This window comes from Paenibacillus sp. RS8, from assembly GCF_041956825.1.
Taxonomy (GTDB): Bacteria; Bacillota; Bacilli; order Paenibacillales; family Paenibacillaceae; genus Paenibacillus_AQ.
Genome location: NZ_CP168131.1, coordinates 3,662,267 through 3,674,886 on the forward strand (window position 1 = coordinate 3,662,267; position 12,620 = coordinate 3,674,886).

Annotated in this window: 9 protein-coding genes; 7 read left to right on the plus strand and 2 right to left on the minus strand. The window is 41.7% G+C overall.

The genetic code is table 11. From position 1 onward, the window contains the following. Positions 1 to 157: 157 nt before the first annotated feature. From ACDZ28_RS17670 to ACDZ28_RS17700, 7 genes are all read left to right on the plus strand, one after another. Positions 158 to 2,404: a helix-turn-helix domain-containing protein gene (locus tag ACDZ28_RS17670; RefSeq protein WP_375102383.1), complete on the plus strand. Its 2,247-nt coding sequence runs from the start codon at positions 158 to 160 to the stop codon at positions 2,402 to 2,404. 44 nt (positions 2,405 to 2,448) lie between these two features. Beyond that, positions 2,449 to 4,068, plus strand: coding sequence for an extracellular solute-binding protein (locus ACDZ28_RS17675; RefSeq protein WP_042125753.1), 1,620 nt, complete (start codon positions 2,449 to 2,451; stop codon positions 4,066 to 4,068). A 223-nt stretch (positions 4,069 to 4,291) separates the two neighbouring features. Next, complete coding sequence (locus tag ACDZ28_RS17680; RefSeq protein ID WP_076121817.1) at positions 4,292 to 5,941, plus strand: extracellular solute-binding protein; 1,650 nt, start codon at positions 4,292 to 4,294, stop codon at positions 5,939 to 5,941. A 127-nt stretch (positions 5,942 to 6,068) separates the two neighbouring features. Then, on the plus strand, positions 6,069 to 6,959 hold the full coding sequence (locus ACDZ28_RS17685) for a sugar ABC transporter permease (RefSeq protein WP_231573407.1): 891 nt from the start codon (positions 6,069 to 6,071) through the stop codon (positions 6,957 to 6,959). Positions 6,960 to 6,987: 28 nt separating this feature from the next. Continuing rightward, a complete protein-coding gene (locus ACDZ28_RS17690; protein WP_081954242.1) occupies positions 6,988 to 7,890 on the plus strand; it encodes a carbohydrate ABC transporter permease in 903 nt (300 codons plus the stop codon). Between the two features lie 251 nt (positions 7,891 to 8,141). Further along, the gene (locus ACDZ28_RS17695; RefSeq protein WP_042125759.1) at positions 8,142 to 8,741 is read left to right on the plus strand and encodes a TetR/AcrR family transcriptional regulator; all 600 of its coding nucleotides are present in this window, start codon (positions 8,142 to 8,144) and stop codon (positions 8,739 to 8,741) included. A gap of 17 nt (positions 8,742 to 8,758) precedes the next feature. After that, positions 8,759 to 10,249, plus strand: a complete 1,491-nt coding sequence (locus ACDZ28_RS17700; protein WP_042125761.1) for a DHA2 family efflux MFS transporter permease subunit — start codon at positions 8,759 to 8,761, stop codon at positions 10,247 to 10,249. A gap of 74 nt (positions 10,250 to 10,323) precedes the next feature. On the opposite strand, the gene ACDZ28_RS17705 is transcribed toward ACDZ28_RS17700, so the two are convergent. Both ACDZ28_RS17705 and ACDZ28_RS17710 read right to left on the minus strand, forming a co-directional pair. After that, positions 10,324 to 11,817, minus strand: a complete 1,494-nt coding sequence (locus tag ACDZ28_RS17705) for an ABC transporter substrate-binding protein (RefSeq protein WP_375102384.1) — start codon at positions 11,815 to 11,817, stop codon at positions 10,324 to 10,326. A 40-nt stretch (positions 11,818 to 11,857) separates the two neighbouring features. After that, the gene (locus ACDZ28_RS17710) at positions 11,858 to 12,619 is read right to left on the minus strand and encodes a response regulator (RefSeq protein ID WP_076121812.1); all 762 of its coding nucleotides are present in this window, start codon (positions 12,617 to 12,619) and stop codon (positions 11,858 to 11,860) included. Position 12,620 lies beyond the last annotated feature (1 nt).

Sequence of the window (12,620 nt, forward strand, 5' to 3'; positions counted from 1 at the left end):
CGCTTACTATTGAGCTTATACAGCGTGGCCTGCAAGAGACACATTGGATTTGACCTACTCGGTTGAAGTTGTTGAGCTACAGGAATGAGCAGATGCACTGAGTATAGCTGTACATTGTAGTATCTTCTACTCAGTGATTATGATTATGGAGGTAAGAATGCGTAAATTTAGAATAAATATTTTATGGAAATTTCTACTTTCATATATCATTGTCTTGTTGCTGCCTCTTTCTGTTATTATTTTTTATTACTATCCATATTCCAATTCGATTGTGAAGAATAAAATATTGGACTGGAATACACATATTACCGAGCAAGTAGCCAGCAGTATGGATCTGTTTATGCGTCCGATCTATTCTCTCCCTACATCGATTGTAGCTAATGCTGAGATCAAATTATCTTTATTAAAAAATGATGCATACCAGCGATACGTCGTGGCTAATGAGATGAAGAAATATAAAACAACGGATACCCTTTTGAATGATACTTTCTTATATATCAAACAAAGTGGGTATCTGTTCTCAAGTACAGGGTATATCTATGAACTGGAGCGCTTTATGAATTCCAAGAATGGATATGTATATAGTTCTTGGAGTCAAGAGCAGTTCAGCCAAGCGATCAATGTAATCAACTCGATTCAAGTTCGTCCGTCAGAGGATGTTACCATACTTGGGGAAGGCCGCGTTAAGATGATTACTTTGATGATTCCTCTTCCTCTAGGCGTCGATCAATCTGAAGGCTGCGTCATTTATATGATCAGGCATGATACGATCGAGCGAATGATGAAATCAGTGTCTAATAGCTATTCTGGAGATTTCATCATTCTTGATCAACATAACAACCCTATCTTCTCACTCAACCAACGTGATGATTTGCGTGATGCGAATTTCAAGCAGTTTATTCAACAGCTGCAAACATCGCCATCAGGCGGTGAAATTGATTATGACGGAGAAGCTTATATGGCCTCCCAGACCGTTTCCAAGCAGAATGGCTGGAAATACATAAGCATGAATCCGCTGGAATCGGTACTTTTGGAGACGAAGGAAACGCAGCGCAACACAATTATTCTGGTTATATCAATCCTGCTCACAGAGATCATTATCATCTATTTATCCATCCGTAATAATTATGCCCCGATTAAGTCTCTTGTTCAATTCTCCAGGCATGCATTTAAAGGCAACGCGGAGAGTGGCGGCAATGAGTTTGATATTATACGCTCCACAATCCAGAATCTATTCCAGTCAAAAGAACAATTAGATCTGAATGTCCAAAGCATCGTTCCGAAGTTACGTGATAACATTCTATATGAAATCATAAGTGGCCAGTACTCATCACTTCAAGACATACTGCTAGAGGCAAAGTCTTATGGCATCACTTTTACGAATGCAAAATGTACGACTGTGGTCATCAATGTGATTGGGGATATCGATCAAGTATTTGAAATCGTGAAGAGCATTAAATTACAGCCCGAAGATGCACTGGAAGGATATTTTATTCGGAGCATTCATAATGATGATATTTTATTTATTTCCACACATACAGCAGAGCAAGCATTACGGGAGATGTTCATGAAGCTGCAGGCTGAGATTGAATTGGCTACCGGCGTTAAGCTTGTGATCGGAATAGGAAATACCGTTGACAATCCAGGGGAATTTCATGCTTCCTATATTAATGCACTTAGAACAGTCGAACATTTGCGCATTAAGAATGAAGATTCCATCCTGTCCTTTCACGATCTGATGCAGCAGCGGAATGAGCCTGTACCTTATCCGGCAGAAACGATTCAATCGTTGGAATTGTTCATCATGACGGGTGATGCTACTGAAGTGCAGAACACCGTTCATCGACTCATTGAATTTCTTCAACATGATCGAACGCCTCCTTATATGATTCGGGCTGTATTTGTAAATATCTCGACCATTATATTAAACAATCTGATCCGTTTGAAGCATCAGGGGAATATGGAGCAGCTTGGGATCACATCGTTTCATAATCGCATTACGGTAGCCCAGATCACTGAGATTTTAGAGAAAAGCGCGGACATATTATGTGAATTGATGGCTAGTACGCATACTTCCTCTAAAGCTGCTGCATTGGATGAAGTACTTCAATATATTCAAGAGAATCAGTTTGATATCAACTTCTCACTACAAGCTGTTGCCGATCACTTTGGAATGTCGGTGTCGAATTTTAGCCACTATTTCAAGAAGAACGCCGGGCAGAACTTTAAAGACTTTATGGATGGGCGCCGAATCAATCATTCGAAGCAGCTGCTTATCCATTCCGATGAAACCATTGATTGGATTGCAGGCAAGGTAGGCTACACTAACCCTTCCAGCTTTATTCGCGCCTTCAAAAAACATGTAGGAGTCACACCTGGGCAATTCAGATTGTTTAACAAGTGAATATTTTCTTGTCTATTGCTGATTAAGCTATGGGGGGATTCAATATGCGAGGATTGAGACCATGGGTTGTAGTTGTATGTATGCTACCGGTGATTACACTGCTTCATGGATGCAGTGCGAATAATGAGTCTGACCGTGCTTCAGAGAGCAATGTAGAGCCGCAAGACAGGGTACAGATTAGCGTGATGACACCTACACATCAGCTATCCAAGAATCTTCGGGATATTCCTTATTTGAATCACATTGCTTCTGATGCAAAAATTCATGTCAACTGGCTGCAGAAACGTAACGGATGGGAAGAAGCGAAAAGCGCTGCTCTGACAAGCGGAGAATTGCCTGATGCTTTTTTGGCTGGATTGAACGATCAGGATATCATCACGAATAAGGATAAATTCGTAGACCTTAGCGAATATATCGATAAATATGCCCCGAATATTAAGAGAATGTTTGAGGAAGTTCCCGAAACCAAGCGGGTGAGTACATTTCCAAATGGGAAGATGTATTCTCTTCCCGGTGTAAGACCGATTAATACAGATAGTTATAATGTCTTAATGATTAATAAGAAATGGCTGGATAAGCTTGGGCTGAAAGAACCGACTACGTTGGATGAACTGCGCGAGGTATTAACTGCCTTTCGCAATGGAGATCCCAATGGCAACGGGAAGCAGGATGAGATTGGAATGGACTGGTGGGCAGGTGCTGGAGGAAGTCTGGGGAGCAGAGGTTTATTTAGTGTGACTAGTTTACTTGGGGCTTATGGAGTGACAGATAATTTCACCGAAGAAATGATCGGAGTGACGAAAGGGCAGATTCGCTTTTTATTCGAGAGTGAGGAGTATAAGAGCTTAGTCTCTTACCTGGCAGAGCTCTGGAAGGAAAAGCTGATCAACCCTGACGTGTTCACGCAAGATTATTCCGGGATGAAAGCGAGTGCACAACAAGACGATGTGGCAACGGTTGGTGTGACCTTCGGCTGGTCATTAACAGATCGCGTTGGTAAATGGGCCGATGAATATGTGGCTTTGCCACCGCTGCGTAGCAGTAGTAAGGTGGAGCCATTATGGCCAACGAGTCCTTCTCGCGTTAGAATAACAACCAATCTGTTTAGCATGACAACAGCTAATCGGCATCCTGTCGAGACCATTCAATGGATTGATCAATTCTACACTGAGGAAAATTCGATCCAAGGCTATTACGGCTCCATGCCTGATTATGTGACTAAGGAGCCTGACGGCATGTATACCATAGTTCCCGCTCCAGAAGGTGATCAAGATACACAGCAATGGACGAATGCGCTCGTGGATAATGGTCCGCTATACTTTTCGCAATCATTGGAGAACAAAACGATTGTTCCTCCCGCGGTAACGATACGAAGAGAATTGGACAGCATCTATAAAGCTTATGAGCCTAAACCAGAGGACATTTATCCGATGATTAAATTTTCGTCAGAGGAGCTTAATGAAATGGCCTTGGCGAAATCAGATATTTTTAAACTGGTCGATGAGAAATTTGCGGAATGGATTATGAATTCAACTGTAGATAAAGAATGGGATCAGTATATTAATCAGCTGAAACAAATGGGACTGCCAGTACTGTACAGAATATACCAACACGGGTATGAGGATTATTATGCTCAACCAAATTTGAACGTCAACAATAATTGAAAACGCATTCAAATAAACACCCGAAACCGCCGTTTTGTTAACGCTTTCAAAAATTGCGAATGCTTAAATTCTTGTTCGTATACAGCCGCCTCGATCCCGGTTTAAAGTTGCGTTGTAGCAGTCATGTGAAATGTGGGCAGCAAGAAGCAATAAGGTGTAGTTCCGTTGCTTGCCTCGCACCATGACCCTACGCTTTAAACCAAAAAAAAGGGAGGTTCGTTGTATGAGGAAATCTTTGTCTAAGGTAATAACGCCCGTATTAGCACTTAGCCTATTTGGAACAATTCTTGCGGGGTGTGGTGGCGGGGGTAATAATGATGGTGCCTCTTCTTCTAATTCAGGTTCGTCAACGAATTCTACAACCGGTACAGTAAAACTAAAAGGGATCATGCTAAAACATCCACTTACGCAAGAGTTCTCCAAAATGGAATGGTTGACCAAGGTTGAGGAGCAAGTGGGTGTTGATATTGAGTGGCAAGAAATTTCAGCAGACTGGGATCAGAAAAAAGGCGCTTTGTTAGCCGGAGGAGATATTCCGGATATCCTTATAGGACCGAATGTGATCACGGATGCTGATTTTGCCCAGTTCACCGGTCTCTTTCAGGATTTAACCGAACTCATTTCAACAGGTGGCCCTAACATTCAACAGATGTTTACAGAGAAGCCGGAGACCCAATTAATCGCTACACAGCTAGATGGAAAAATATACGGTTTACCGAAATATCAACGATTCTGGCCAGATACGGTAAGTCGGCAATATATCAATAAACAATGGCTAGACAATCTGGGTCTTAAGGAGCCGACCAATTGGGATGAATTATATAATGTGCTCCTGGCGTTCAAAGAGAAGGATGCCAATGGAGACGGTGATGTAAATGATGAAATTCCTATGGATTTCGCTCCGGTAGGGACAACGGGATTTGGTTATTTTCAGCCACAAATATTGCTTGGCAGCTTAGGTATTACATTAACGGATAGTAGTGGTCAAGGGTATTTCACCGAGGGTGGCCAGATTAAAAATTACTTTGTGGATGATCGATACAAACAGTTCGTGGAATTCATGAATAAGTGCTGGCAGGCTGGCTTAATTAACCCGGAAGCCTTCACGCAGGATTATTCCAAATTCCAATCGGTTGCGCGCGGCAGCGGGGACAAAGCGAAGGTCGGCTTCTCATGGGGTTGGGAAGTAACGGATCGCTTCGGCAACACCTTAGCTCCGCAATACGAGTCGATCGCTCCGCTAAAAGTGTCGGCTGATTCGAATATCAAGCTGTCCTATGACTATGACGGCAACTCACTGAATTTCGGTGGAAATATGGTCGTCATGTCTGCTAAGTCCAAGAATAAAGAAGCGGCAATGAAATTTATTAATGAGCTGTATAATCCTACAGTTAGTATGCAGGTACTATTCGGATCACTTGGTACGAACATTAAAGATAATGGAGATGGAAGCTACGCAGTCCTGCCGCCTGCTGACAGCCAAATGGACCCAGGCACATGGAAGTGGACATCAACCTGGGCGGATAATGGACCTACCTTTATCTCCGATTCATTGAAATTGACACTTGGAACTGATATGCAATCTGTTGGCAAACAGACAGAGCCGCTGCAGGCGGTCCTCAGTGCGATTGACAAGGATAACGATATTTTACCAAGCATGTTCATTAAATATAACCCGGAAGACAACAATGCCATGGTGTTAGTGAATACGAATATGATTAATTTGGCGATGTCTAAGTTCTCACAGTGGGTTACCAAAGGGGGAGTTACCAAGGAATGGGACTCCTATGTGAGCAACATTAAGCAGATGGGGCTGGATAACAACTTGTCCACCATGCAGAAATACTATGATGATTACAAAAGTAAGAAATAACATGACATGTAAATATTTATAGAACATCCGGAGACAGCTTTTCTTTACAGGATGAAGAGAAGCTGTCTCCTTATTAAGGAGGCTTATGATGTCCTCAATAACTCCCAACAAACATCGAAGAAATCTAATGGAGCTTAAACGCGATTATCAATTATGGATTATGATTATTCCGGCGATCGTTGTGGTTATCATCTTCAACTATATTCCAATGTATGGAATTCAGCTTGCCTTCAGGGATTATGATTTCTCGCGTGGATTGGCAGGCGGGGCTTGGCGTGGTCTGCATTATTTCTCGCAATTCATAAATAACTATCAGTTTTGGGATTTGATGAGAAATACTGTGATTATCAGCATCACAACAATCGTTCTGGGATTTCCGGCACCGATCATACTAGCACTCATACTGAATCAGGTGAAATGGTTCCGCACTAAGAAGCTGCTGCAGACTATCGTATATATGCCTCATTTTATTTCAATTGTAGTTATGGTTGGATTGTTGAATGTTCTCCTGTCACCGAATACAGGAATCCTTGGTCAACTGATCTCCAAGCTTGGCGATACGGACATTAATTTGCTCGCCTCCACGAATTCTTTCGTCCCGGTGTTTGTGATTTCGGATATATGGCAGCATGCTGGATGGAACAGTATTATTTATCTGGCCGCATTATCAACAGTGAGTCCAAGTCTGTATGATGCTGCCAAGATTGACGGAGCGAACAAATGGAAGATGATTCTGCATATCGATATCCCTGCTTTGGTTCCGACAATCATCATATTATTTATTCTGAGTATGGGGAATGTACTGGGAACCGGATTCGAGAAGGTATTCTTGATGCAGAATTCATTGAACCTTCCCGTATCAGAGGTCATTTCCACCTATGTTTATAAAATCGGTATTCTTTCCAATCAATTCAGTTATTCGTCAGCCATCGGATTATTTAATACCGTCATCAATTTTTTCTTTCTGGTTACCATGAACTGGATTTCCAAACGCAACTCAGATATTAGCCTCTGGTAAATGGAGAGAACATCGAAAGGTGATGCTTATGCAGGCGACAACTATTCACAAGCGCAGCACGGGTGAGATTCTATTTGATATTTCGATCATTATCTTATGTGTTCTAATTTTCCTAATCGTTGCGTATCCCTTGTACTTTGTTATTATTGCTTCTGTCAGTGATCAGACATTGGTCTCCACAGGAAAGGTTACTCTATTTCCCAGAGGAGTCAGTTTCTTTGGCTATGAGCAAATTTTTCAGGATATGCGTATTTGGATAGGTTACAAGAATACCGTTATTTATACAGTCTTGGGAACAATGTTTAATCTGCTTCTTACGATCCCAGCAGCGTATACACTATCCAGACAAGAGTTCCGTGCACGCCGGTTCCTGATGTTTTTCTTCGTTTTTACATTATTTTTTAATGGTGGACTAATTCCAACGTATATCCTGATGAAGGATCTATCCCTGACCAATTCGATGTGGGTCTTTATTCTTCCCTTTGCAGTGAATGTGTTTAATCTCATTATTGCACGCACGTTCTTTGAGGCTTCACTGCCCAAAGAAATATATGAATCCGCTGCATTGGATGGATGTACTCATTTTAAATTTTTCTTCTATATTGCGATCCCTTTATCTAAGTCCGTCATATCGGTCATTGCACTGTATTATCTGGTAGCACATTGGAATGATTTTTTTACTGGGCTTATCTATATTCATTCGAATGACCTGCAGCCGTTACAAATCATTCTGCGTGATATTCTATTATCCAACCAGGTTTTCTCCCAAGGCGGAGGCTCGGGCGGCAGTGCAGGCGGATATGCGCAGCAATTTGCTGACCAGGTTAAGTATGGAGTTATTATTGTATCTACTTTACCGATCCTTATCGTGTATCCGTTTATTCAGAAATATTTTGAAAAAGGTGTAATGATCGGTTCGGTAAAGGGCTAGGAGGACACTTCTACTAGGAATGGATTCAATCCAACATCTTTAAAGATATACACACAATAAACCGGCGAGATACATTCTCGACCGGTTATTTTTGTTCTCCAAACTTAAGCACTTCATCGCATGAGTCAGTCTTTGTTGAAAACTGTGTATATTACTTTCTGAAATTTCCATTGACGCAGATTTAGTTTTCAAGGTATATTAATCATTGTTTTAAACGCTGTTTAATTGTATGTCGAGATGAGGAGAGTTCTATGACGAAGGAGAAGATTTTAGACGCAACGCTGCATTTGATTAAGTCCGAAGGGATTGATAGTGTCACTATTCGGATGATTGCTAGTGAAGCTGGCACCAATGTGGCGCTAATTAATTATTATTTCGGGTCGAAAGACAAGCTTATGCATGAAGCGATGAAGACAGTCCTGGAAACATTCCGCTCGGCGTTTGACATATTTGATGTTGTGGAATATCCGCCTATCGAACGGCTGAAACAATTTATTTTGAAGTACGCCTCATTTCTTAATGATTATCCTGATTTGCTCAAGCGAATTCTTGGCCATGATCCACTGTTTGAATCGGTAGCCGAATATGTACATTTTATGAAACAACAAGGGTTCGAAAAATTAAGCGCAGTCATGACAGAAGTGACAGGTGTTACAGATCCAAAGACCGTATTGTTGATGACACAGCATATGTTTGCTGCCATTATGTCACCGTTCACCAAAGTGTCTGCTTCTAAATGTCAGCCGAACAATCACATTCAATCGTCGTTACTCGATATCCCTTTATCGATTGAGGAAAGTATTGACTTGTTTTTCGAGCATTATTTTCACAAATATTCAGTCAAAACTTAGAAAGAAGAGGTATCACAATGACATCAAATGCTTCAACAAAACCCCTTACGCAGGAAGGCGACACGTTCTCTCTGAAAGCTATTCTGCCTCCACTGCTTGCGATAATCGTCGGTATGATTATGGTTATTCTGGACAGTACAGTTGTTAACAATGCAGTTCCTAAATTAGTGGAATATTTCAATACTGATCTAAAGACAATTCAATGGGCGATAACGGGTTACACATTGGCACTATCCGCAGTAATCCCACTTGCCGGTTGGATGACCGATAAATTTGGATCAAAGCGTATTTTCCTTGTAACGATTGTGCTGTTTACATTAGGGTCTGTTCTGTGCGGCTTAGCCCAATCACCTGAACAACTGATTATTTTCCGTATTATTCAAGGTCTAGGCGGAGGTATGGTTGCACCGATCGGGATGGCAATGGTATTCAAATTAGCCCCGCCTGAACGTCGCGGCTCTATTATGGGTGTTCTTGGAATTCCAATGCTGATGGCGCCAGCTTTTGGTCCTGTAATATCCGGTTATCTTGTCGATTACGTGAGTTGGCACTGGATCTTCATTATCAATTTGCCAATTGGTATTGTGGCCTTCATTTTGGGTAAAAAATACTTACCGAAGACAGAACCTCAGAAGTCAACACATCTTGATATTCTCGGGATGTGTCTTGCTCCGATCGCATTCGCTATGCTTGCTTATGGTGTGAGTGAAGGGGGAGCAGATTGGTCTTCAACAGGTGCTATTACAGGCTTAACAATCGGTGGTATCGCATTAATATTGTTCATAGTGGTAGAGCTTAGACAGAAGTATCCTTTGCTTGAACTGAAGGTGTTTAAATCATCTGATTTCACACGTGGTATTATTCTTACTTGGATCGTACAGATGGCATTGTTTGGCGCTACGCTGATGATTCCGTTGTATTTACAGAATATTAAAGGATATACCGCACTTCATACCGGTTGGATCGTGATGCCGCAAGCGTTGTGCGCCGGTCTTATGATGCCGATTAGTGGCAGGTTGTTTGATAAAATTGGAGCTCGTCCACTAGCGTTCTGTGGGTTGAGTGTTATCGCCATCGCGATGTTTATACTATCGACGGTAAACGTGGATACACCGATTTGGATGGTTATCGTGTCGGTGTGTGTGATGGGGTTAGGGATGGGATCAACGATGATGCCACTTAATACACATGTATTAAACTCAGCTCCACGTCATTTGGTTAGCCGTGTGACACCATTGACTTCAGCAGCGCAACAGGTTGTCGTATCGTTCGCAGTAACAGGTCTTACAGCTTACCTGACATCTCATATCAATACTCACATGGCGACAATCGGAAAGACAGGTAATCCACAAACTGCCTTAGTAGCTGGCTTTGGAGATACATTTTTCCTGACCGCTTGTATCGTATGTGTTGGTATTGCTATGTCCCTTATCCTTCGCAAGCCGAAGATACAACAAGTCACAAAGAGTGGCGAAGAGGTAGATCCAGCTATGATGATGGGTCACTAGTTAATAAATGCCCCCCAAGAAGGTCACTTTATCTAAAGTGTCTCACTTGAGGGGCATTTCTTTACGGTGTCTTCCTATTCCCGCCAACGATCGAGCTGTTTCTGGATCACCATGCGTACTTTATTAATCCCTGCTTCATACAGCTCATGGTTGAATTTCGGGAGAATGGTATCGACATCGACACTGCCTGTCATGAGGCTTGGATAATACTTGCGCCAGACAATCTCAATGTTATCAATTTGCTCGCTTATCTCTGACAGATCGGGCGTAAAGCCCAGTACTTTGGACTCCACAACCTTGGAGTTGTAGATGCGGAATTGTTCCCACTTGTTTAGTGGGTCAGGGTAGCTTCCACCTAATGTACTTAAGATAAACCAGTTTCCCTGAGTGTACTGTATGCCAGTGTAGCCACCGTTCGCCTTGGGAAGCGGATTTCCTTGACTGTCTTTTATCGAACTTAGGACAACCTGGCCATTCTGATCCAGTGTATAATGAACGCCTTCAATGCCATATTGAAATAAGTTACGCAGGTCAGGATCGGTATTCAATAGGTTTAGAAATTTGATGCTCTCCACAGGATGCTTCGTATTTGCCTTCACAACCATCATCCCTCCGCGTACAGCTTCTGTAGTTGCCACCTCGGGTGTTACTGGATTGGTTACAATTTTATACCCCAGATCGTTACTCCAGACGCTCTCAGAGAGTGGACCGCCACTACCAGATTCCCAAAATACCTTTACACCATGTTTCAAGCTTCCTGGTTCTCGCAAAGCGGCGTCTTGATTAATGAACCCTAATTGATAGTAACGTCTTAACGTATCCAATATATGTTTGGCTTCACGGGTTTCGAAGATATTGACTACAGGAGCAGCAGGATCCAGAGATTGGATCATTAATGGGAGTCTGTTGTCCCCTATATATTCGTAGCCGTACATCGCAAAAAAATTGTGTGAGTCTCGATCAAGCTCCATGGGCAAATAATCGGGTTCATTTTTTTGTATCATGCGAAGCAGCGGTTCGAGCGATTCCAGTGTGTTATATTGGTTAACTTTAATATTATATTTTTCTACCAGAGAATCAGGATACATCCAATTCTCGCGTACAGCCAATTCTTTGTTGGTGGGGACGCCGTAGATGAACCCGTCATCCATCTTAGCGCCTTTCCAAAATATGGGATCAATAGCAAGGTACATTTCTTTGGCTAGATTCATGAAATAGTCATCTAACTTCAGCCATACCCCACGTTTGGCATATTTAGCATAATCCGGAGCAAACGCAATATCAAAAGGGCTGTCAGAGGAGATCATTGTATTCATGCGATCAGCATATTCCTGCCAACCAATTTTATTATAGGTTATCGTAATTCCAATTTTTTTCATCAATATCTCGTTAATTTTGTCATTAACTAGAGCAAGATCCTTATCAGGATCACCGATGGTATAATAGATCAGATTCACAACGGGTTCTGCATTAAAGCTCGCAGCGTTCATATTCTGCTTATTGCAGCCAGTTAACAGTGAAATGAACAGCACTATAATGCCACAGATGAAGCAGCTATATCTATTCATGACCCCGGCCCCCTAAATCGCTATGCAATGTATATCCAGCTTAACTTTTCATCCGTAAACTTGAGGGAGATGTACCAAAATGATTTTGAAATTGTGTATAAAAATAATTCAGGTTGTTATAACCAACTGAAAGGGCAATCCAGTGTATTTTCTCATTAGTCGTTTGGATGAGCTCTTGTGCACGATGCATGCGATAGCTCATTAGATACTCTGAGAACTTCATACTTGTTTCTTTAATGAAGATTTGTCCAAGATAGGTACTGTTCATTTGAAAGCGGTCTGCGACGGATTTTAACGAAATATTATGAGCGAATTCTGTTTTAATCATAATTAATATACGATTGACCAGCTTGGATAAGGCATCGTAATGAATCCCCAATACTGGATCAATACTCATAGAGTCCGCATTCACATCTCTAATCGTGCCATGTAAATCTTCGATAATTATTTTTTCAATGACCTCCTGCAGCTTGATTCGGTCCACAGGCTTTAACAGGTAATCCTTCACTCCGCAACGAATGGCTTGCTGGGCATATTGAAAGTCACTATAGCCGCTTATAATAATATATTTGGTTGGAAGGTTCACTTCATTTAGCTTTTGGATCGCATCATACCCTAGATTTTTGCCGATACACACATCAATAATAGCAATGTCAGGAATTAGATCTACGGCTTTAAATACAGCATCTTCAGTGGAGTCACTTGTTTCGATTTGTTTGAATCCGTAGTGCTCCCAATCCAGAATACGTTTCATACCTTCCAAAATCTGAGGTTCATCATCCACAATCAAAAGTTTGTACATA